Annotated in this window: 17 protein-coding genes; 8 read left to right on the top strand and 9 right to left on the bottom strand. The window is 47.0% G+C overall.

Features of this window, described 5'->3' with window-relative positions; genetic code table 11:
- Positions 1-17: 17 nt before the first annotated feature.
- On the bottom strand, positions 18-3,206 hold the full coding sequence (locus tag BUB37_RS19695; protein WP_094766808.1) for a SusC/RagA family TonB-linked outer membrane protein: 3,189 nt from the start codon (positions 3,204-3,206) through the stop codon (positions 18-20).
- Between the two features lie 579 nt (positions 3,207-3,785).
- On the opposite strand from BUB37_RS19695, the gene BUB37_RS19690 reads away from it, so the two are divergent.
- The 4 genes from BUB37_RS19690 to agaR all read left to right on the top strand — a co-directional run bounded on the left by BUB37_RS19690 (position 3,786) and on the right by agaR (position 7,545).
- Entirely contained in the window at positions 3,786-4,733 is a 948-nt protein-coding gene (locus BUB37_RS19690; protein ID WP_072995552.1) for a carbohydrate kinase family protein, read from the top strand.
- A 7-nt stretch (positions 4,734-4,740) separates the two neighbouring features.
- Positions 4,741-5,562 carry a class II fructose-bisphosphate aldolase gene (locus tag BUB37_RS19685; RefSeq protein ID WP_072995551.1) on the top strand — a complete coding sequence of 274 codons (822 nt, stop codon included), beginning with the start codon at positions 4,741-4,743 and terminating at the stop codon, positions 5,560-5,562.
- Positions 5,563-5,725: 163 nt separating this feature from the next.
- Complete coding sequence (locus tag BUB37_RS19680) at positions 5,726-6,538, top strand: hypothetical protein (RefSeq protein WP_072995550.1); 813 nt, start codon at positions 5,726-5,728, stop codon at positions 6,536-6,538.
- 248 nt (positions 6,539-6,786) lie between these two features.
- The gene (agaR, locus tag BUB37_RS19675; protein ID WP_072995549.1) at positions 6,787-7,545 is read left to right on the top strand and encodes a transcriptional repressor AgaR; all 759 of its coding nucleotides are present in this window, start codon (positions 6,787-6,789) and stop codon (positions 7,543-7,545) included.
- Positions 7,546-7,637: 92 nt separating this feature from the next.
- Here agaR and BUB37_RS19670 read toward each other — a convergent pair whose 3' ends face one another.
- The 7 genes from BUB37_RS19670 to BUB37_RS19640 form a co-directional block, all read right to left on the bottom strand.
- Positions 7,638-9,698: a hypothetical protein gene (locus tag BUB37_RS19670; RefSeq protein ID WP_072995548.1), complete on the bottom strand. Its 2,061-nt coding sequence runs from the start codon at positions 9,696-9,698 to the stop codon at positions 7,638-7,640.
- A gap of 55 nt (positions 9,699-9,753) precedes the next feature.
- Positions 9,754-10,998, bottom strand: coding sequence for an alpha/beta hydrolase family protein (locus tag BUB37_RS19665; RefSeq protein ID WP_072995547.1), 1,245 nt, complete (start codon positions 10,996-10,998; stop codon positions 9,754-9,756).
- A gap of 44 nt (positions 10,999-11,042) precedes the next feature.
- Positions 11,043-13,214, bottom strand: a complete 2,172-nt coding sequence (locus tag BUB37_RS19660; RefSeq protein ID WP_094766807.1) for an alpha/beta hydrolase family protein — start codon at positions 13,212-13,214, stop codon at positions 11,043-11,045.
- Between the two features lie 427 nt (positions 13,215-13,641).
- A complete protein-coding gene (locus BUB37_RS19655) occupies positions 13,642-14,208 on the bottom strand; it encodes a gluconate 2-dehydrogenase subunit 3 family protein (protein ID WP_072995546.1) in 567 nt (188 codons plus the stop codon).
- A 30-nt stretch (positions 14,209-14,238) separates the two neighbouring features.
- Positions 14,239-15,927 carry a GMC oxidoreductase gene (locus tag BUB37_RS19650; protein ID WP_072995545.1) on the bottom strand — a complete coding sequence of 563 codons (1,689 nt, stop codon included), beginning with the start codon at positions 15,925-15,927 and terminating at the stop codon, positions 14,239-14,241.
- Between the two features lie 150 nt (positions 15,928-16,077).
- Positions 16,078-17,424, bottom strand: coding sequence for a Gfo/Idh/MocA family protein (locus BUB37_RS19645; RefSeq protein ID WP_072995544.1), 1,347 nt, complete (start codon positions 17,422-17,424; stop codon positions 16,078-16,080).
- Between the two features lie 125 nt (positions 17,425-17,549).
- Entirely contained in the window at positions 17,550-18,590 is a 1,041-nt protein-coding gene (locus BUB37_RS19640; RefSeq protein ID WP_072995543.1) for a Gfo/Idh/MocA family protein, read from the bottom strand.
- 435 nt (positions 18,591-19,025) lie between these two features.
- Here BUB37_RS19640 and BUB37_RS19635 point away from each other — a divergent pair, with 435 nt between their 5' ends.
- The 4 genes from BUB37_RS19635 (at position 19,026) to nagA (ending at position 23,662) form a co-directional block, all read left to right on the top strand.
- Positions 19,026-20,123 carry a substrate-binding domain-containing protein gene (locus BUB37_RS19635; RefSeq protein ID WP_072995542.1) on the top strand — a complete coding sequence of 366 codons (1,098 nt, stop codon included), beginning with the start codon at positions 19,026-19,028 and terminating at the stop codon, positions 20,121-20,123.
- 61 nt (positions 20,124-20,184) lie between these two features.
- Positions 20,185-20,943: a glucosamine-6-phosphate deaminase gene (locus tag BUB37_RS19630; RefSeq protein ID WP_212635334.1), complete on the top strand. Its 759-nt coding sequence runs from the start codon at positions 20,185-20,187 to the stop codon at positions 20,941-20,943.
- Positions 20,944-20,997: 54 nt separating this feature from the next.
- Positions 20,998-22,464: a sodium:solute symporter family protein gene (locus tag BUB37_RS19625; RefSeq protein WP_072995541.1), complete on the top strand. Its 1,467-nt coding sequence runs from the start codon at positions 20,998-21,000 to the stop codon at positions 22,462-22,464.
- Between the two features lie 10 nt (positions 22,465-22,474).
- Positions 22,475-23,662: an N-acetylglucosamine-6-phosphate deacetylase gene (gene nagA, locus BUB37_RS19620; RefSeq protein ID WP_072995540.1), complete on the top strand. Its 1,188-nt coding sequence runs from the start codon at positions 22,475-22,477 to the stop codon at positions 23,660-23,662.
- 62 nt (positions 23,663-23,724) lie between these two features.
- Here nagA and BUB37_RS21730 read toward each other — a convergent pair.
- The coding region (locus BUB37_RS21730) for a S41 family peptidase (RefSeq protein ID WP_212635333.1) at positions 23,725-24,123 on the bottom strand (399 nt) is incomplete at its 5' end.

Genomic DNA, 24,123 nt, shown 5'->3' with positions numbered 1-24,123 from the left:
TTCGATTTGTTTTCATACTAAAATGCGACATTTAGGTTCACACCCACACTTCGGGTAGAAGGCAGGGTATAGGATTCGGATCCCTGGGAACCCGATTCGGAACTAAATGCAGCCTCGGGGGTTACCCCAATACCATCCATATGCTCTTGCAGGTACAGCAGGTTTCTGCCCACTAGGGATATCCGCGCCGAGGTAAAGGGGGTTTTGGCCAGCAATTTTTCGGAAAAACTATAGCCCAAATTAATTTCCCTGAGCGATATATAACTGGCATCCAAAACAAACTCCTCAATAATATCGGCCCTTGTCCACATACCGTATAAATTCACCCTATCAAGCTCTATATCACTCCGTTCACCAGCGGCCAGATGAAGCACTTGGTTGCCATTGCCATCGTCGACGTAGTAGTCGTTCTCCATAACGCCATCGGCAACCCCGACCCAAACCCCGTCCTCATTTTGACGAAGGCCCTTGGTTGTAAATCGTCCGGTGCCCCTTGCGGCCTGAATGTATTTTGTTCCCGACAAGAGCTCCCCGCCCATTTTAATATCAATGAGCGTGCTTAAGGTAAAGCCCTTATAGGAAAAGCGGTTGGTAATACCCGCTATCCAATCGGGTTGGATGTTGCCCAGTATTTTTACATTGTTTCCGTCCCTTTGATACCTTCCGTATTCGTCCAAGAGTTTTTCGCCATTTTCATTTCGCTTATAGTAGAAGCCTACGATATTTCCGAAGTCCTCTCCCGGCCTGGCCTCGATCGTACCCCAACGGTCTTGCGACATGATATGGGTTTCGATGCCATCGGCCAAGGAAACCACCTTCGACTTGTTCTTGGCGTAATTCAAGGTCAGGTCCCATTGAAAGCTATTTTTCAATTGTATCGGCGTTACATTAAAGAGCAGTTCGACCCCCTCGTTTTGAATCTCACCGGCATTGATCACCATCCTGTTAAATCCGGTACCCGATGAAATATTTACCGGCAGTATTTGATTTTTGGTCGACGAATTGTAATAGGTAAAATCGATTCCGACACGATTCTTAAAAAAGCGCATGTCCGTACCGAATTCATAGGATCGGGTCAATTCGTTCTTTAAATTGGGATTGGGAATTTGGGTTTGTATGGCCGCCTGCCCTTGGCCGTTGACGGTCTGGGTATTGCTCACATAGCCCAGGGTGGTCAGGTAGGGATTTGAGTCGTTTCCCACTTCGGCATATCCCGCACGTAATTTTCCGAAACTAAAGACATTTGAGTTGAGTTTCAGGGCATCGGTAAAGACAAAACTTGTCGATACCGAAGGATAGAAAAACGAATAATTGTTAATGCCCAACACGGAAGACCAATCGTTTCGCGCGGTCAGGTCCAAGAACAGGTAGTTCTTATAGGCCAATTGGCCCGCCGCATAGACCGACTGCATTTCGCGCTCTACCTTGTCGTACCGGGGGGTTATTTGCTCGGCGTTGGTTATGTGATAAAGTTCGGGCACCCTAAGACTTTGTCCCAAGGCCCCGGTAACCTCGGTCTTGGAATACAGGCGACTGGCCCCGACACTTAGGCTTCCCGACCAGTTTTCCGACAGATCGTCCTCGGCCGTAAACAAAATATCGCTATTGTTCTCCTTAACATGCCAGGTATAGTTGCTTACCCTTCCCGTTCTCGCACTCCTACTACCTATCGCCCTACGGCTGAATCGTTCGTCGGTGTAGAAATCGGTACCGGTCCTGGCCCTGACATTGAGCCAATCGTTGAATTTGTAGTTCATGGAAACAAAACCGATCACCCTGTCCCGCTCATCTTCATTTTGCAGTTCATTAATGGTCCAGTACGGATTTTCAAAAGCCGTGGTGAAATTGAATGGGTCCCCGTTTTCATCCTTATAGTCCTTTAATCGGTCTAAATCGATATGCCTTGGCATTTGGATGAGTACGCTCATCACGTTGGAAGAACTCGCTGCAAGGCCCGGTCTATTTACCCCCTTATGATGGATATAATTTACCTTGGCATCTATTGAAAACCGGTCGGTAACATTGGCAAAACCCCTAAAATTGATCGTTTGCCTATCGTAGGTACTACCGGGAATTATACCCTCATTGCCCAGGTTCGAAAGGGAGAGCCGCATATTGGCCTTCTCATCCCCGCTGGAAAAGGAGACCGTATTGGTAGCGGTAAAACCCGATTGAAAGAAATTTCTAATGTTATCGGAAGGCTGCGGCACCATGGCAAAGGTCTTTGTGGGATCTTCCCAGTCCGCCACAATCTGTCCATTCAGCTCAGGTCCCCAACTTTGCCATTGGTTGGGATCCAACACCTCGTACTCCTTACCATCGATAATGGTAGTGCCACTGGCCCCAAAAGAAGGGTCGTAACCAATTCCGAACCGGTTCTGATAGGTGGGCATGGTGGCAATCGTTTCCGATGTAAGGTTAGAATTAAAGGTAACACCTATTCCCTTTTTTTTGCTGCCACCTGTTTTTGTGGTAATCAAAATTACCCCGTTTGCCGCCCTTGCGCCATACAGTGCGGCCGCATTGGGCCCCTTAAGAACGGTCATCGACTCAACATCGTCGGGGTTGATCCCCGAAATACCATCGCCGTAATCGACACCTCCCGCGGCATAATCGGCAGGATCGATGTTTTGGTTGTCAATCGGAATTCCATCTACCACATAAAGCGGCGCATCATTACCGGAAATCGAACTGTTTCCGCGTATGACCACCCTAGAGGATCCGCCGGCACCTGTAGCTATGTTGCTAACCTGTACACCGGCGACCTTACCGGCCAAGGAGCTTGCAATATTCGTTTCCCTGGCCTCTGAAAACGCATCACCGTCAATCTCCTGGGCAGAATACCCCAAGGCCTTTTTGCTTTTTTCAATACCCAGGGCCGTAACAATAACCTCACTCAGTTGGTTGAGGTCTTCCTGCATCTTAATATTAAGTACATTGGAAGATTGAACGGTCCTTGTTTCGGTTTTCATACCCAGGTAAGAAAACCGCAGTTCACTACCGACGGCGACCTCAATGGAATAGCTCCCGTCAAAATCGGTTTGGGTACCGTTTACCGTACCCACCTCAACGATACTGACACCCGGCAAGGGGACTCCGTCCATATCGGTAACGACTCCCGCTACCGTTAAATCCTTTTCTTGAGCGTGTAACGCGAGAACGGCGAACACTGACATCAGAATTAAGCTAGCAAATTTTTTCATCATAAATTTTGGTTTAGTTGATTTTTAAATTTTTCAGTTCCAAGTCCCGTAAAAGAGCTTTTGTCCAAGCCCTACCCCTGAACATTTTTAATCATACACCATATAAACGCAAATGTTAAATTGTGTTTACGTTACATATTTCGATAAAAATATAGAAAATATTCAATAACACAAGGAAATAATAACAAAAAGTTTCGCAAAAGAAATAAAATATTAAAGAAATAGAAGCACACAAGAACAGAAACAAGCAAGAAAACACCACCCCGGACACTCCCTTCCAAGCCATCCACACATTCACCAACACACTGTAAATCAAAGAAAAAAAATTAAAAACACCCTATTAAAGAGGAACCACGGACCTAGGCAACGAGACCCACGCCCCGATATCTTAGCCCTGCACAAAGAACAAGACCCTAATCAAATACTAAAACTTAATGAAATTTTTTTTCTTTCATTTAATTATCTTTTATTTGTATTGATTCTATAGTCTTAGGGATTACCAACTCCCCAAAAACCAAAAACCACAAATCAGTCAAAAAGATTTAGAAATTTGTAATGAAATAACTATCAAAACATTAAGACGTGAAACACACAAAAAGACTATTGGTTGTTGGGGAGCTAAACGTAGATATTATACTTAACGGAATACAAGGGTTTCCCGAACTCGAAAAAGAAAAAATAGCGGAAAGCATGACCATTTCCCTGGGAAGCTCCTCTGCGATCATGGCCGCAAATTCATCGGTATTGGGCACAGCGACCTCCTTTTGTGGAATTACGGGAGACGACTCCTTCGGAAAGTTCCTGATCGACGAGCTACGGTCAAAAGGCGTCGACACCCAATACATCTCAAAATGGAAAGACCATAAGACGGGTGCGACCATTGTAATGAACTACGGTATCGAAAGAGCCAATATTTCGTATTGCGGCACTATGGAGTTCCTGACAATGGAGGCCATTCCCTGGAAGGAACTAGGATCCTTCGACCACCTGCATATTTCCAGCATTTTTTTACAAAAAGGACTTCGCAAGGACATCGGGACAATTTTAAAAAGAGCCAAGGACAAGGGGCTTACCACGTCTTTGGACATACAATGGGACCCCGAGGAAAAGTGGGATTTCAACTACCGCGAGTGCCTTCCCCTGGTCGATGTTTTCCTTCCCAACAAAAAAGAATTATTGGCACTGACCCAAAGTCCCGACATAGAAACCGGCCTAGACCAATTAAAGGCCCACGGCAATTGGATTGCGATCAAACTGGGCGAAGAGGGCAGCATGGGCTATGCGGACGGCAAGACGATCCGTTGCCCTGCCTACAAAAACCCCGAATACGTAGACTCGATCGGTGCCGGCGATTCGTTCAATGCGGCCTTCATCAAAAAGTTTCTCAGCGGGGCCGAACCAAGGGAATGCCTTGAATACGGCAACCTTATGGGCGCCCTTAACACCTCTTCGGTCGGGGGAACCGGGGCTTTCGAAAGTTTGGAAGGCGTACGGCAAAAAGTCAAATCCCTATTTAATTTCAAAACATAACGACAGTATGCAAATCAAAGAAAAATTAAAATCCTACACCGCCCTAAAACGGGGGATACTGGCCACCAACTTTTACAACATGGAAACACTCCACGGCACCCTAAAGGCCGCTGCCGAACTGAATGAACCCATCATCCTGCAACTCACACAAAGCTCTATCGAATATATGGGGCTAAAGACGGCCACCCAACTTGCCCGGACCGGGCTGGAACAATTCGGCGTGGAGGGATGGCTGCATTTAGACCATGGCGGCTCAAAGGAAATTGTACTAACCTGTTTGGACGCCGGTTTCGATTCGGTTATGATCGACGGAAGCGACCTTCCTTTCGAAGAAAACGTTCAACTTACCTCGGAGGTGGTCAAGTACGCAGAAAAATACGGCGCGCATGTAGAGGCCGAGCTGGGCTACATTGCCAAACTCGGACAGGCAAAGGACAAGGTCGGGTTTACCAGTCCCGACCAGGCCAAACGCTTTGTTGAGGAAACAGGGGTCGACGCCCTTGCCGTTGCCATCGGAACCGCCCATGGCTTTTACAAGGAAAAGCCGAACCTTGATTTTAAACTACTTTCGGCCATTGCCCAAAACACTTCGGCCACCCTAGTGCTCCACGGAAGCTCGGGCCTATCGAACGAATGTTTGGCCAAGGCCATTTCACTGGGCGTGGGAAAAATTAACCTGGCCACGGAGATCAAGAACATCTTTATGGGCACGCTTAAGCGCGAAATGGCCAAGAGCGATGAAATCGACCTGAGAAAGATCTTTCCCGTGGCAACCGAAAAAATAACCGAGCTGATCAAGGAAAAACTCCGGGCGATCCATCCCGCTTGATCTACGGAAACCAAAGAACGGCCACCATCATTTAACAAACCAAGAAGGCCTTTTCCCCTCCCTTTTCGCCGTCCCACACAGATTAATTTAAGCAAGGAAACAAACATAAAACAAGTTATTTTGCAGGTTCACTGCAGACAACAATCATTACCCCATTGAAAAAATGCGAACACTTCTCTATTTAACGGACTTATCCTATAAGGCAAGAGGTCGAAAATATTACGAAGAAGACCTCTATATAACATCAAAACTACAGGTACATTTCAATGTGCTGATCGGAAATCCACGGCAGGCCATTTCATATATCGACTGTGCGGATTTGATCGTTTTTAGAAATACAGGGCCGGTATTGAACTACCTGAACTACTTTCAAGAATTCCTCAAAACAATCGACGAGAGCAAGATAACGACCTTCAATTCCTTTGACGGAAAAGCGGACATTAAGGGAAAACAATACCTGTTGGAACTATACGAACTGGGTTTTCCGGTAATCCCCACCATTGAAGACCTATCGAAGATCGAAGCATTGGGCCATCCGAAGAAATACATCATCAAAATAAAGAATGGGGCGGATTCGATCGGCATGGAACTCTTGAACAAGGACGAATTAGCGCAAATAGACCCGAGGGGAAAGCTCATACAGCCTTTTCTCGATTTTGAATACGAAGTTTCCTTTTTCTATCTGAACGATACGTTTCAATATGCGCTGTACGCCCCCGACAAGACCAAGAGGTGGGAATTGGCCCCCTATGAGCCCACCCCGTCGGACCTGTCATTTGCCGGGCAATTTATCGAATGGAACGCTATCGAAAGGGGCATAACCCGGGTAGACGCCTGCAGGTTGGCCGATAACAGCCTATTGCTGCTCGAGTTGGAAGACCTTAACCCCTATCTATCGATAGACCTCTTGCCTGAAGACAAAAGGTCGCTTTTTATGGAAAATCTAATAAGGGAACTAAAAAGCCTGGCCCCCTGAAGCCCAACAAATAGGCTAGGGCCAAGCCAAGCCCCCCTTGAGGCCCTACAGCGTACCGCTATCACGCTTTTCTAGTATGTATTTGGGGAATGGGAAAGGACAGCGGGAAAGGTGCCTTAGACCGATGTCGGGCAAAGGACGTTTCCCGACCTGAACGGCATTAAAAACCGTAACATAACGCAAGGAAAGATTGTTAAATTATTCCTATTTTTGACGACGATCGACTTTTACAGAATAATCGAAACAAAATGAAAAAAACAGCAAAACGCCGAGCTTTAATCTTAAAGGAACTCGACAAGAACGGTCAAGTCAATGTTCAACAACTAAGCTCGGCCCTAGGTGTAAGTGCTGTTACCATTAGGAACGATCTGGGAAACCTGGAAAAACACAACCTTCTCGTTCGCGCCCATGGCGGAGCCTTTAAAATGAACAAGTTTGCCCTTACGGTAACCGAAAAGAAACAGATCAACCTTAAGCAAAAGCGGCTTATCGGGAAAAAGGCAGCCTCATTGATCAACGAGGGCGATAGCATAATCTTGGATTCGGGAACCACGACCTTCGAGATATCCAATAACCTGTCCCATTTGAAAAAGGTAACCGTTATAAGCAACGCTTTGGATATCATCAACAATTTATCACAACAAAGCAATGTAGAACTCATGATGTTGGGTGGTTACCTAAAAGATTTCTCGATGTCGTTCGTCGGCCCCATGGCCGAGAGAAACCTAAAGCAGGTCTATTGCAACAAGTTGTTTCTTGGAATTGACGGGATAAAACAAAATTCAGGTATTTTCACCTATCATTTGGAAGAGGCCTACCTCAACCAAATAATGATCGAAATGGCCGATGATATCTTTGTCGTGGCCGATTCCTCCAAGTTCAAAAAATCGGGAAGGGCATTGATATGCGGGTTCGACAAGATCAACAAGCTGATAACGGACGACCAGATAGAGGATGAAATGCTGGAGTTTCTAAAAAACAACAACGTTGAAGTAATAATAGCCTAGTCCCCTAAGAAATTATCGCCCCCAAAATCCTTATCCAACACCGAAATACGGTCTACGGCACTTTTGTGTAGGCCAAAATTCCTGATCCAGGGTTATTTTACCTCCACCCAACCGGGCAGGGAAACCGTGGTCTGATAGTTCGAGTAATTGTAGAGCGGGTTCCGGATGGGCTTGTACATTTTATCCCCGGAAAAATTGTCGGCTTGGGTATAGACCCAAATCGCGTTGGGGTCCCAAACTACGATCTCATCCCTTCCGTCGCCGGTGATATCCAATACGGCGTTGCACATATCGGGATGGCCGTCGTCGGGAAATTCCAGTACCTTTCGGCCCCAACCATCGAATACGCCCCCTTCGTCAACATTTGCGTTGAGCACAAAGAACTCTTCCGATTTTCCCGTCCAGTTAAGCGGCAATAGCATACTGCCGTACTGGTTGGGTTCAAAATCGTGGTAGATATCGCCTTGGGCATCATAAAAATGAACGATCCCCTGATTGCCCCAGAAGTTTATGGATATGGTTTCCAAACCGGGCAGGTCGTCCCTGAAATTGGCAACCGCGGGGTTTTGGGCATGCCCAATATAATGGTGCTTTATCTTATCTCCCCTACTGTTGGCAAAAAACAGGCCTTCGTCGCTGGCCGCGACCATAATCGTGGGATCTGCATTTTCCGTATATTTTACGACCGCAACCCCATCGGCATGGTCTTCCAACTCATTTTCGAGGGTCCAAAGGGTCTTTCCATCATCATCGAGCATTGAATACCCTATTAAAAGCTCGTCCTTTCCGTCTTCATCTATATCGTAGGCAAAGGGATAATGGCCCGTATTCAGTTTTTTGTACCACAGGGTGTTCAACTGGTCGTCCATCACCCAGACGCGCTCGTATCGGTCTTTAATGACGATATCGTGGTCGTATCCCTTCCCCCTAAAATCGGCAAAGTAAAGGCAGTCGCCCAAAATATTACCGAACATATTGTGCGTCGATGGACTAATGACCTCTTGATCCGTTACCATTGGCGTGGTCTTTTTATACTTGGTTTTTCCGGTGGCCCCATCGGCAACGATCAATTCCCTGTTCATGGTATAGATTACCTCGGTCTTTCCATCGTTGTCCAAATCGTGGATTTGAAAGGCCACGTCACTTGTCAGGTTTACTTTCCAGGGGTCGGGGGTTCCCTTTCTCCACAGTATTTCCCCATCGAAGGTCATTGCCGTAAGGCAGCTTAGTTCGCTGTTATTGTCCTGCGGACCGTGATTGACTATTTGACCGATCAACACATCGACCGTTCCGTCGTTGTTCAAATCGCCAAAGCGCAGATTTCGACCGACACCGAAGCCTTTGGTCCCTATTTTTTTCCAGACCTTCATCCTTGGAACGGAGTCCCTGATCTTACGAAGTTCACTCGCATACCTATCCCTTGATTCTTTAAGCCTTTCCAACTCGCTGGATGATGTCCTTACCTCGATTTTATGGAATTTTGTGGGCACATCGGCCATCAAGCCAACATTGCCATTTACATAGGTATCGTCTTCAGCATCGATAGAAACGTCTTTTACCGAGCACGACAATTGGTTTCCCTTGGCCCTTACGCTCAAGGTCAACAATTCCCCTTCGTCCCATTTCAGAAAAGACGAGGCCAAAACCTTTTCGTAGGGTTGATGGAAGCCCGTAGCGCCCTTGACCATCTTCAACAGCAGGGAGTCGCCCTTGACCCCCGCAAAGTAGTAGTTGCGGTCGTTGCGGTAACGGAAAACAAGACCACTTTGCAGGTCTTTAGACTGGGGCGACAATTGCAATTCCACGGAATAGTCTTCCCAATCGTGCTCCCCCGCAACCACCATGGGATGGGTATGCCTGTTCGGGGTATTTTTCATCTCCTGTACCATTTGACGGTCGTCGCCCTCCTGGCGTACATGCCAAGCCCGTTTGAAGTCCGAATCCCATGTAAATGTCGAAACGGCCCATTGCGAACGCGGTGCCGCCTCGTGCAAATAGTGGTACTCGGTATGCGCACCTACATCGACAGAATACGGGCCGCGCCGAATTGAACTGAAATCATCGTACAACAACACCTCATTGTACTGGTTTTCTGAGTCCTGACATCCTATCAATAGGACCAAAAACGGAATTACCTTCATTAATTTACCCATGTTCTGCCATATTTATCCAAACAATGTCCTTTAAAAAAGACTTCTTGTTCGCTATTTATTTTGTCTCGTTTTTCCAATCCCAAACCACCCCGTCATTGGACCGAACACCGAATTCCGGAAACGGATGGTTCTCGTCAAAGGGATAAAGGGCTTCTATTTCCTCTATGGTGATGCCTTCTTCGTTCGGGCTACCGTCAACGTTCATAACTTGGGAAGCATCCAAGCTCAAGTGTTTTGCCAAAAACGGATAAACGGCAGCGCGCATCTTCGGCCCATACCCGTGCAATTCGTTCGGAAAATGGGCATTTTCCACCATTTCCGATTTACCGAACAGGCCGTATATATAATTCATAAAGGGATACTCGACTTCGGGCGTAGATTCCGTTGCATCGGTTCCCACGGAAACCAACATAAGCGGCTTAGGGGCGATACATGCGGCAATCTCTACATTATTGGCCTTAAAATTTTCACCTTCGCGGATCGGCCTGCCGAGCTCACAAACACAGCCCCCATGATGACGGTACGAAACCATTACCACGGGAATAGAAACGGAAATCCTGTCGTCTACGGCGGCCAAATGAAAGGTCTGCGTACCTCCTCCCGAAGCTCCCGTACAGGCAATCCTATCGGGATCCACCCCCAAGGAAACCAGAAAATCCACCGCACGGATACTGTTCCATATTTGCAGTTTCATGGTATCGGGGTGCTTGTGCTCCCAGCCGTATTCGGTCAACTGTCCGTAACCGACCATATCAAAGGAAAAAACAACCGCCCCCATTCGCGCCATCGAGGCACACCGCTTTTGAACATCGGGCCTGTACCTTCCATAGTCTTCGCGTTTGGGCCAGTGTCCATGGGGACTCAATACGGCGGGAGGGTTATCGACCTGCGTTATCGGGCTGTACAAAGACCCGGTTACATAGACCCCGGGCAAACTTTCAAAGGCCACGTTCTGAACCTGGTAGCCATCGAACAATCTTTTCTCCCCAAAAATGGGGTTAAGCGCACATTTTTCCGGAAGTGGACTTAGGCCCGTAGCCTCCAGTATATGCCTTCGAATTGCATCGGCCCTTTCCCTCCATGCCTCGGGAGTGGTTACCGAACTTCGAATGTCCTGTAAATCTTTCTTTCCCTCGGCCTCGGTCAAATGATAGGGCTGGCCTGCCTTGGATTGCTCTTCAACAGCCGTTTTTCCGGTACTCCCCTCCTTATTGCCTTCGCCCTTGCACGAAACCGCGAGGCCGTTCAGCAAGAGTGCAAACAGAAGTATTAGCGATTTTTCAAATGTTGGTCTGGGCATTGAAATGATATTTAATAAAGTTCCTCCCCATCAATGGCAAACTGTTATTTCAGCCAAGAGAGCACCTGTGTTGTTACATCTTCGTCTTCTATATTACTTTCGACGGCAAGGCCTTTAGTACCTTTTTGCTTACCGTATACCTTAAGGGGAAAGGCCATTTCTTCCTCTACTTTTGGCCTACTGGCTTTCTGCCCATTGGCCTCAAGTGGATTTATCACAAGCATTTTTCTGGGAGCCAAATAAGCCATCAGGTCGGGCAGGTCGTATTCAGTTATCGCCCCCTGTACAACGGAATGGATATAGGAAGGCTGGTAGTCGCGGGTCAGTGCAATGTTCGAATAACTCATAAAGGGCCGAACGAGACACACCTTTTGAATATTTTCATCAAATGCGGCGGCATGCAACAGTTCACTCCCCAACACCCCGACCGAAATAGCCGTCGTTGAACGGTATTCCGGCAGGTCTTTTTTGATAAAATGGCTTATTCTAACAATGTCTTCGGCCCTTAGGCCTACGATGGACTTCCCTGTAAGGATGCCCGCAAACCATTTGTTATAGGAAACCCCGCGAATATAGGTATCCCCTCTCAGGTATCCCGGGCCCATCTCCCCGATATCGGGCAGGTCGGCCACCAAGACCGAGTAACCTTTCGCCACCAGTTGCTTGGCAAGGCCCTCCTTGTTTACGGCGTGGTCTTTTCCCTTCTCGTGCAACAAAAGAAGCAATTGCTCCTTCGAACCCGTATCGGGCACGAACAAGGCCAATGGAAGCTTATAATCCCCGCTGCCATCAACAAGGTATTTTTCAAGCACATAGCCTTCATTCACCATTCTGCCCGAAAAAATACTTTTGCCGTATTCCACAGGAAAGGAAAAGCCCGACAGCCCGATAGCCGAGTTGCGCACCTTCGATAAATGTTTATCACTATTCGCCCTTGATTCGTTCAAGGCCGCCACTTGGGCCTCAACCACCTTTTTGTTCAGGGAATACATTGTTTCTCCCTTCAACGAAGTAGCCAGTTGCCCCGTTTTGGTCACGAACAGCTCTTCTTTGGTGAACAGCTCCACTTCATGATCCCTACTATCACCGGGATTATTCAAGTGCTTCTGAAAAAAGGCATACATGGCTTCCCTATTTTTTTTGGTGGAATTGTGTACGTCATCATCTTCCGTAATCTGCAAGTTTTCTTTTGCCCCAAGTGCCTCGTAGGCCTTCCTGGCCTCATGAAAAGACTCCCTGGTTCCCTCAATACTGAAAAAATCGCGTGTAGTGGCCATGATCAACGTAGGCTTTGGGGCCCGTACCTCTATCAAATCCGCATGATCCAATCCTTCGGCGATCATTTTAACCAGATTTTGTTCGGAATCTTGGGGGGCTTCGGTTTTTAGAAGGTAATTGAAATTGGTTATCCAACATTCGGGGGCCGCTGCCAAAATCCTATCGTCTATGGCCCCGATCACCGCCGTCATATTCCCTCCCCCCGAAATGCCGTTCATACCGAGCCTATCGGGATCTACCTCGGGCCTTGACAACAAGAGGTCGATGCCCCGAATACCGTCCCAAATAAAATATTTGGCCGACGAATACCCAGAGATATAACATTGGGCCCCGGGATAGGAGTGTTCGTGATTTGGGGGAAATATCGATTTGCCCAGTTTTTCATCGTAATACTGCAGGCGCTCCCCTTGACCAATGGGATCGTACGCCAATACCACAAAGCCCTTTTTTACCAGGTTGATGATCTTATGCTGATACGAATCCCTTCTAAAGCTGGCAGGACTATGCCCGATCGGATTTAAGATTGCCGGGGCCTTACCCTTAATATTGTTCGGAATAAACAAGGCCGAGGGCACATAGTAACCGGGACGGGACTCGTATATCAATTTTTCGACCCGATAATCCTCCCTTTGTATCACCCCTGTCACCCGTACGTTTAACGGAGTCTTTTCGGGAAAAGGGCCGATTACCTCCAACAGCTTCTTTTTGACCAGTTGCTGGCGTTTTAACCAATCGTCCTTGGTTTTCAGCTTGGCAATCTCGCCCTTCCTTGGCTCCAGTTGCTCCAAACCTATTGAAGCAAGGGTCTTATAGAGCGAATTCTCCACATCCGAATAATACGTCCAATACTTAAATAGGGACACATCGTCCTGGGCTTGCAAAGAGACCATACCTACCAAGAAAAACCAGGCTGCAAAAATACGCGAGTTCATTTTCATAAAATTTCAATCCGTTTACGAAAAGACAGTTCTTTCCTTTATATCTTAATGATAGCTAATATAACAATAAAAAGACATAATAAAAATAATACGTAAATAATTTAGTTTCATTTAATGATTTTTAATTTGAAAAATAGTTATGAAATGAAAAAAATAGCAGCAATTGATATTACCTACGCCTACCCGTTTGGGGGTTCGCCACATAGGCCGAACAGACCATTAAAAAAACCGGGATAAACCCACACCGGAGCGATACAAGTGTTTTGTATTTTGATCAACTATGGAAAGATGGGCCAAGAAGGCCAAAGCAAATACGAAAAGCCTATCGTGGAAAATAGATGGTTTTCCTTCCTTAAAACCGCATTTGGTACCGGTTCTCGATAGTGGGCAAGCCCAACAAAGAAGTTAAATATGAAAGAAGAAGGGGTTAATTGCCGACCATTATCCTTGCATTGTCACCCAAGGCTACATCGCCCTCATAGTCACCTGGAAGCGGAACGTAGTCTAAATTTTGCTTAACACCCTGTTCCGTAGAGAAATAGATTTGAACGGTGAGCGCTTTAAACCGGGTAAAGAAGGCTTCCCACCCATCCTTTTTTTCCGAGTTGGCCTTTTTGTCCAATTTTTCGAGGTAGGCATGCCTTTCCTCCCCATCGAGGTGGGAAAATGTATGTCGCGTGAACGCCTTGCAGTTTTCGTTAAACTGTTCAAGGCCCTCGAGAAAACTTTTTCGCGTCGGTTCGTCGTAGACATCGTTAAGCAAGAGGTCCATATACAAATCTACCTGCACATCGGAGGCACTGGGCGTATCCGTTCTCGGAAGAATGGTATCTGCAATAGCCTTTACCAAGTCATTCTGTTCCTTGTTGAATACGGTCAGCTTCGACTCGTCAACATCGCCTTTACAGCTTACCAAAGCGGTAAAAACGGATGGGGCCAAATAAGCTGATTTCAAAATCCACGATATTTTAACTACCGCCTCCCTTCTATCCATACTACTGAAATTTCATTGTTATAACCAGCCCTAAAATACCTTGTCCTTCATTTGCCTTACGGCATAATCGCATGCCCGAGCCGTCAAGGCCATGTACGTAAGGGAGGGACTCATATAACTGGACGATGCCATACAGGAACCGTCGGTTACGAACAGGTTGGGAATGTCGTGGCTTTGGTTATAGCCATTCAAAAATGAGGTTTTTGGATCCCGGCCCATTCTTGCCGTTCCCATTTCATGTACGGAGTCGCCGTGTATACTGGGGCCTTCGTGCACCTCAACTTCCTTTAGTCCCGCCACTTCCAAGACTTCCTTGGCCTGCGCTTTCATATCTTTTCGCATCTTCATTTCGTTATCCCGAAATTCCGCGCTTATTTTCAACAAAGGGAGCCCCCATTGATCCGTCCGTTCTTCATCGAGCTCGACCTTGTTATCGAAGTACGGCAAACATTCCCCATAGGCCGAAAGCGACATCTTCCAAGGCCCCGGTAAGGTCAGGGATTTTTTAAAATCGGCACCTACCCCTTCCTTATTGGGGTTTACCCCTTCGCGTTGGGCCGACCCCCACATACCATACCCCCTGATAAAGTCCATGTCGGTATTGCCCAGGTTCCTGAACCGGGGAATGGCGACCGATGTAGGCCTATACCCCTTGTATGTTCTATCCAAATACCCTTCGAGAATACCCGAGGAGGTAATATTTTTATGGTGGTCCATCAAATAATGCCCGAGAACACCACTTGAATTACCCAGTCCATTAGGGAAACTATTCGATTTGGAATTCAACAAGATTCCCGTTGTGGCCAGGGTAGACGCACATAAGAACACCACCCTTGCAAAGTATTCGGTTTCTTGTTTGGTTACGCCATCTATGACACGAACCCCGTAAACCCTATTGGTTTTTTCATCATAAATAAGGGAAGTAACTATGGCATTCGATTTTAGCGTTAACCTGCCCGTATCCCTTGCAGCCGGAAGCGTGGAACTATTGCTACTGAAATACGCACCAAACGGACAGCCTGTATGGCACATATTGCGGGACATGCATTTCGACCTTCCCTTAAATTGGCCCGGTTTTACCTCGGTAAGGTGGGCCGCCCGATTTGGAATCAACTTGCGATCCCCGTAATGCGACTCCAATCTTTCCTTTATTACCTTTTCGGCACGGTTCAATTCAAATGGAGGTAAAAACTGACCATCCGGAAAATGGGATATGTTCTCGACCGAGCCACACACCCCGATAAATTTCTCCACATAGTCGTACCAAGGCGCTATATCCTTATATCTTATCGGCCAGTCTACCCCGACCCCGTCCTTTAAGTTGGCCTCAAAATCGAGATCGCTAAAGCGGTAAGCCCCGCGCCCCCAAATTAAGGAGCGGCCACCTGTTTGGTAGCCCCTGAACCAACGATAAGGTTTGTTCTCGGGGTGTGTATAGGGATGTTCGGTGTCTTTGACAAAAAAGGGTTTGCTACCGGCATTGAAGTTGTACTTCTTGCTTTGAATAAAATAATCCTTTTTGTCCTCCTTCGAAACGGCGCCCAGGTACTTATAGTCCCAAGGAGCCTTATAGGTATTATTGTAATCCTTTTGATGCTCTACATGCCTTCCCCTTTCCAAGACAAGGGTTTTTAGACCTTTTTCCGTTAACTCCTTGGCCGCCCATCCACCAGTGATGCCCGACCCTACGACAATGGCATCGTATGTATTATTTTTCATTTCGATTTCCAATAATTCCTTATTTCGGGCGGATTTTATTTATTTCTCGGCCGATTTTCGACCTAAGGGGCCTATCAACAGTAAGGAAGCCAAACAGCGCGAAGCCGCCTTCGTCAAACAGACATCCCCATACCCCTTAACGGTTACACATCAGTACAAAACCTTTTCCCACCCGGGTTCGTAATCCCTACTCCAATACTTCATGGCCTCACTATTATCCTTTATACGCCCATTATTGGGGTCGATATTCAAAGTGCTTCCTGAACGCAGGGCGATATTACCCAATTGGACCAGCAAGGTACTTTGGTGCCCCCCGACGATATCGGAATTCAAGGCAGTTCCCTTTCTAATGGCATCAAAAAAGTTTTGAATGTGCAAAACATCGAGATCCTGTGAAGGATCGGACAAGTTACCACTACCAATTTTTCGGCTGCCCGTTACTTCTTTTATCAACTTATTGTTTAAGTCGTAGACCTTATAGGAATTGCCACCTTCGATTTCCAAGGAGCCATTTTCACCATAGAACATAACACCTACGGCACCTCCCTCGACCGTACGGCCGTTACAGCTACGCCCTTCCCAGGTCATTAAGGTGTCGTTCGAAAATTCCATGTTTATGATTTGTGTATCGGGGGTTTCCCAATCGTCTTTATAACGGTACCTTCCACCGTTCGAGCTTACTTTAACAGGATAGTCGACCCCCAGTCCCCATCGGGCCAAATCGACAAAGTGGGTGCCGTTGTTCAATGCTTCGCCGGTACCCCAATTCCAAAACCAATGCCAGTTGTAATGAACGATATTGTCCCTAAAGGCTTCCCGTGGGGCCGGGCCCTGCCATAAATCATAATTTAGCCAAGAGGGTACTTCGGCAAGCTTGCCAATACCGATCGACGGCCTGTTGTTGGCGTACCAGGTCTTTGCAAAATACGGTCTGCCTATTATCCCGTTTTTCAGTTCCCCTATGGCGGCGATCACGTTGGGCCACGAACGGCGTTGATTTCCCATCTGTACAACCCGGTCGTACTTTTGGGCCGCTGCCACGGCGAGCTCCCCTTCCCGGGGATTATGGCTCGCGGGTTTTTCCAAATACACATGTTTTCCCGCCTTACAGGCCATGATGGCCGCAGGTGCATGCCAATGGTCCGGTGCCGCCACTATAAGAATATCAACGTCCTTATCATCCAGGGCCTTTCTAAAATCGGTGGCATGCTTCGGCTTCTTGTTCTGGATCTTGCCTATGGCATCGATATACCGCTCCGACGCCCTTGTATCTACATCACATGAGTATAAAACCTCGCAATTGGGCTGTTTGGCGAAATTGGAGCCTACCGCCTTCCCCCTGCTGTTTACCCCCATACTGGCCACGTTGAGGCGCTCATTGGCCCCTAGGATATTGCCATAACTTTGGGCACTAAACCCAGGAAGCACACCTCCTATGGTAACCGCCGATGCCCCCATTGTCGTTTTCTTTATAAATGACCTTCTTTTGTTTTCCATGTGGTATTCTTTTGATATTCGATGTTTCAAATTATTTAATACGCCGTCCTACAATTATGGGCAGGACCCAGTAGTCTTGGGTCTTTGGTTGCCTTACCCTCGGCCTTGGTGCGTTTTTATGTTTTCTAGATTTTTTTTGCCTCCATGGTCGCCCTTTGCATGACATCCTTGAGTGCGACGGGTTTCCCTCCCCTTAGTTTACTTTCGTCGGCCGCGGCCATAAATGCAAAGATTTCCAGGGTCTCGTTATAATCGACCGGTACTATTCCGGTTCTAAAATAATTGACGACCTCTACCAGCAAGGGTTCGTACCCGTCAAAGACCTTAATCTTTTCCGCTACCCCCTCACTACCGTGCACCACGCCACCAAAATAAGACTTCCCGCCCACGGGAGTGGAAGCAAAAACGCCCGTTCTGCCGTCGTCCCAAATTCCGGTAACGGTAGTAGACACCGGGGTATCCCATCTCGCCACCTCTTTGCAACCCGTACCCATTAAGGTAAAAAGCGCCTCAATGGCATGAATCCCGTAGTAGGCCAAGTCCATATGCCCCACCTGCTTCCCCGCGGGACCATAGGTATAGGCGCCCAAGACCTTGCCAATTTCCTTCTTCCCTTTTGCAATTTCAATGGACTCCGGGGCGAACCGGGTACTGGAGGCCGAAAATATCGGCACCTTGTATTTTTTGGAAGCCTCAAAGATTTTTATGGCCCCGACCAAGTTATTGGATATCGGTTTATCAATAAACATGGGCTTGCCGGCCTTTAACACGGGCAAGGCCTCGTCTATATGCCTTCTGCCGTCAACGGATTCCAGAAGAACAAAGTCCACTTTATCAATGAGCTCGTCGATAGCGCTGACTATTTCTACCCCCATGGCCCTTACCTCCGTGGTGAACTTTTCCAAGCGGTCGATACTCGCCGACATATCGGCACTACCTTTGGTAGGATAGGCCGCAACCACTTTAAACCCTTCCAAGTCGGGTCTATTGCCATTGTTTATAGCCTTGGTAAAAGCCGTTACGTGGGAGGTATCGAGTCCGATAATACCTATTCTACCTTCGCGTTTGTCCTTGCCGTTAAGGTTTAGGGGAACAGCCCCTGTCAGCCCCACTCCCAAGCCGGCCAATGCCGTTGATTTTATAAAATTTCGTCGATTTTCACCCATTGGTTTCTCTATCGTTTATTTATTTACGCGCTTTCCGAGTTTACATCAAATCATCCTTTGATACCTCTACCTACACCACCTGGCACTCTTCCTTTTATGCAAATTATGTGTAGGCACACAGTCTCTATCAAGAAAAATAACTTCACTACCAATCAGATGTGATAACCGATTAAATAGACAAATCATATTTGACGAAAAAAAGAATAAGAAAGATTTTTTTAAACTAAAACCTTTCATTTTACAAACTAAATTAATCAAATTATAATAACAAACAAGCGAAAACCATAAAAATGTGTCCGAACACATACTTTTCACAACATCAGCCTCTTTTTTTTTAAAACCAAGCTAATTTAACCAAAAAAAGCTATTATATTTACAAATATGTGTAGGCACACAATTTTTTAAAGACTTAAAAACCAGTTGTTTCATAAAGAAATGATCAAGACAAAGAAAACAACCATTCAAGACCTTGCCAATTACGCCAATGTATCTATTGGAACCGTAGACCGGGTCATACACAACAGGGGAAAGGTCTCCCCTGCCAAACAGAAAAAGGTAGAGGAAGCCATTAAAAACCTCAACTTCAACCCCAATCTCTTGGCTAGGACCCTGGCCTTGGGAAAACACTTTGTTGTCTGCAGTCTCTTTCCGCGGGCAAGCGACCCGAACAGCTATTGGAGCCTACCCAAGCGCGGCGTGGAAGAGGCCGTTGGCTCCTATAGGGATTTTGGCCTTGTATGCCATTCCATGGAATATAGTTTATTTGATGAATCGAGTTTTATCGAAAGTGCCGAAGCGATAATCGAAATGAATCCGGACGGCGTTGTTTTGGCCCCTCTCTTTGAAAAGGAAAGCCGTTCGTTCATTAAAAAGCTCGACGACAAAAAAATTCCCTATGTCTTTGTCGACGCCATAATCCCGAACCAAAGAAACCTTTCCTATATAGGTCCGGACCTTAAGGGAAGCGGACATGTGGCGGGCAGGTTGATGAGTTCGATCCTAAACAATTCCGACAACATCTTGATATTAAATTTTGTAAAAGGGCTTGAGAACAGCCATATCAATATGATCGAAAAGGGGTTCCGGGAATTTTTCAAGGCTTCAAAAGAGATGGGTGACGTAAAGATAAACTCCGTTACCATACCTTCAATAGAAGAGGCCGATATAACCCGAGAACTGACCAAGTACTACATTAAAAATTCGGACATCCAAGGGGTATTTGTCACCAATTCAAGGGCCCATATCATTGCCAAGTACCATGCCCAACATGAACTCCCCATTAAACTGATCGGCTTTGATATGCTACAGGCCAATATTCTTGAAATGAAAAAGGGAAACATCGATTTCCTTATTTCCCAAAGACCAATTTCGCAAGGGACAATGGCCATCAAAACCCTTTTCGATTTTTTTGTACAAAAGAAGTCCCCTACCAAAATACAGCACGTACCCCTCGATATCATTATTAAGGAGAATATAGATTATTATATAAAATTTCAAGAATCAGTTGCCAACGATAAGGATGCAACCCCCTAGTTTTTCAATCTAAGCGGACCTCGGCAATAGGTTAATTAAAAGAAAACCAAAAAACCAAATAATGGAAAAAGAATTGATCATTGAAAACATACCCGTTGGCATTTACAACAACCCCAAGGAAATGGGCAAGGCGGCAGCTGATTTTGTCGAGCGTACATTAAAGGAGGCCATTGCCCAAAAGGGAGGCGCCAATCTCATTCTCGCAACGGGATCATCCCAATTTACCTTCTTGGAATCTTTAAAGGAAAGGGACATCGATTGGAAAAAGATTACGGTTTTTCACTTGGACGAATACAAGGGCATTTCAAACCAACACCCCGCCAGCTTTCGCAAGTACCTAAAAGAAAGGATCCTGGACGAGGTGGCGCCCAAAAAAACATACTACCTAAACGGCGATGCCGAAGATTTGGAGCAAGAAATGCTGTACTACACCAACGAGTTAAAAAAACACCCCATAGACCTCGCCTGCATCGGTATAGGCGAAAACGGGCATATTGCCTTTAACGACCCGCCCGTAGCCGATTTTAACGACCCGAAATGGGTCAAGCTGGTCACCTTGGACGAGGCGTGCAAAAAACAGCAGACCGGTGAAGGATGGTTCCCCACTTTGGACGATGTTCCAGACCAGGCCCTAACCCTAACCATAACGGCCATACTCAACTGCGATACGATCAGCTGTGTAGTACCGGACGAAAGAAAGGCCGAAGCCGTTCGCAATACCCTTTATCACGAGATAAGTACCGACTGCCCCGCCACCATATTGAGAACGCATCCAAAAACCAAGATATTTCTCGACAACGGCTCCGCTTCCAAACTTTAAAAAACCATAGTACCCCATCGACAGAAGGGTGCAAAAAAAACTTACAGCACAATCATGGAACTAAACTATATCGACTTTTTGGTAATTGGCATGTTCTTTTTATCAATGATCATCATTGGCGCCTATGCCTATTTTAAAAACAAGAGTTCCGAGGATTTCTTTGTTGCCGGTGGCGATTTGCCTTGGTGGCTCTCCGGAATTTCACATCACGTTTCCGGGTATAGTGGTGCTGTTTTTGTGGCCTATGCGGCCTTGGCGTACACCTACGGATTTTCGTTGTACGTATGGTGGGCCTTTACCATTGGAATGTCCGTTATCGTTACCGCCAAAATCTTTCCGGTCTATTGGGTCCGTTTACGTAAACGATTCAAAATTCAGTCCCCCTTGGAGTACTTGGCCATTCGCTACAATGTTTTTACACAACAGCTGATAGCCTGGGTGGGCGTGGTGCTCAAACTCTTTGATGTTGGTGCCAAATGGGCGGCTATTGCCGTTCTTCTCAACGTTACCACCGGAATTTCATTTACCTACGGTATATTGATTTCCGGGGGTGTTTCTTTGATATACATCACCATTGGGGGCCTTTGGGCGGTAATCCTGACCGATTTGGCCCAATTCGTGGTACAGTTGGTAGCCGGTATTACGATGTTCGTCATAGTATTGAGCCGTTTCGGGGGCTGGGATTCCATCTTTGAAATATGGGACAAACTCCCTTCGGAAAACAGTCAACTTTTCAACGACCCGTACACCGTGGGCTTCGCCCTGGTATTTCTGTTCATTAACTTTTTGAGTTATAATGGCGGTAGCTGGCCCTTGGCGACAAGGTATATTTCTTCCAACACCGAACGGGAAGCCTCAAAGGCTGCCTACCTTTCGGGGATACTATATCTTATATGGCCCCTAATCCTGTTTTTTCCCATGTGGGCCGCTCCCCTTATCCTTCCCGGATTGGATGACCCTTCCGAATCTTATGGCCTTTTAATACAAAAACTTTTGCCCAACGGACTGATTGGGCTGGTCATTGCTTCCCTGTTTGCCAATACCATGTCGATGACCTCATCGGACGTCAATACCATTTCGGCCGTAATTACCCGCGATATACTGCCCGTATTGTCGGATAGGTTCAAAACTAAAAAAAACTCCTTGCTTTCGGCCAGGATCACCACCTTTACCTTTACCTTACTCACTATTATCGTTGCATTTCAATACGAGTATTTTGGCGGTGTATTGGGCCTTATCGTTACTTGGTTCGGAGCCCTATTGGGGCCTATTGCCGTGCCATTGTTGTTCGGTTTGATTCCCGTTTTCAGGTCTTGTGGCCCGGTAGCGGCCATTGCTTCGGTATTGGCGGGATTGGTCGCCTTTACGATAACAAAAGTCCTCCCTATGGACAGTATGGCCCTCGAAGTAGGCCTACCCGTCATTGTGAGTATGCTAGTCTATTCCCTGATGGGATGGATATTTAGAAAATCGGTTTCGAAAGAAGTAAAGGACCTAGAGGCGGCAATAGCTAAGGTATAAAAGACAGAATATGCAAAAGTTTGTCATACACAACGGACAGATCATTACTCCGTTCAGAATAATTCCCAAGGGCACCGTAGAGGTAACCGAAAACAAGATCACCGCCATATACGAAGGCGAGGCAAAAAAAACGGACAATGCCATTCTGATCGATGCCAAAGGTCAGTATATCTCACCCGGATTTATCGACATCCATGTCCACGGTGGTGGGGGCCATGATTTTATGGACGGGGAAGTCGAGGGCTTCCTGAAAATTGCCGAACTGCATGCCCAATACGGAACCACGGCCATGCTCCCGACAACCTTGACCGGAGGCAAGGAAGATTTATTAAACACCTTGGAGGTTTACGAACAGGCCCTTAAAATCAATGACAAGGGGGCCGAGTTTTTGGGACTCCATTTAGAAGGCCCCTATTTTGCCATGAGCCAAAGGGGCGCACAAGACCCGAGGTATATAAGAAACCCCGATCCCGCGGAATACCGCGAAATTCTGCAAAAATCGAAGCACATCGTGCGCTGGAGTGCCGCCCCCGAACTGGAAGGAGCGATGGAGTTCGGACGCTACATGCTCAAAAACAATGTGCTTCCGGCCATTGCCCATACCGACGCCATTTACGAGGAGGTCGTAGAGGCCGTCGAGAACGGATATTCCCTATCTACCCACCTCTATTCGGGTATGTCGGGGGTTAGTAGAAGAAATGCCTTTCGCTACGCCGGTGTTATTGAAAGCTCCCTATTGATGGACGAACTGGACGTAGAGATAATTGCCGATGGAATACACCTCCCCTCCCCCCTGTTAAAACTGATCTACAAGGTAAAGGGGCCCCATAAGATAGCGTTGATTACCGATGCCATGCGCGCGGCGGGAAAACCTTCCGGCGAAAGCATTTTAGGGCATAAAAAACACGGACTAAAGGTTATTGTGGAGGATGGTGTGGCCAAACTTCCCGACCGCAGTGCATTTGCCGGTAGTGTCGCTACTGCCGACAGGCTGGTTAGGACCATGGTAAAAATGGGTGACGTTCCCTTGCTCGATGCCATTTTGATGATGACCAACACTCCGGCCCGCATTATGGGCATCGACCATAAGAAAGGAAGCCTTAGCATAGGCAAGGATGCCGATATCGTCATCTTTGACCAAAACATACAAATTCAGGAGACCATCGTTGGGGGAAAACGTGTGTACAGCGCATCGTGACCGTTTTTATCTATAACTACCAAAACCATAAACTTACAGGAAAAACATGGATGTTGGTATGGCTATACGGGCTTAGCGTCTGGAATTTCCCGGTCGTATACCCCATTTTGTAGCGTTTCTACAGCCTTTGCAAGAAGGTCCCGGTTTTTAAAAAGTAGATCATCCCGTGTAAGACGGCATACTTTGTCGGGAACGATTCCCAAATCTTCCAAGGGCACACCGCGATTGAGGCCGTTTCTCAAGGTTCGGCGAACTGCCACCCGGATATCGGCCCCGTAGCCCAAGGGGCGGAAAAAATCGGACCTGCCCGTTTCATCACGGGTCAGGTGGTAGAGCAGCGAATGTGTCCATACATTGGCGCCCCCTGCACCGGTATTTTTGTGCACCCCGATAATCTTGCCCAGATTTTCGTCGCGGAAGCCGGCGGCAAAAATATCACTGGCACTATAGCAAAGGGCATC

This window comes from Pseudozobellia thermophila (genome assembly GCF_900141855.1).
Classification (GTDB): Bacteria; Bacteroidota; Bacteroidia; order Flavobacteriales; family Flavobacteriaceae; genus Pseudozobellia; species Pseudozobellia thermophila.
Note: the sequence above shows the minus strand (reverse complement) of the source record. Positions and strands in the feature narration are given on the sequence as shown.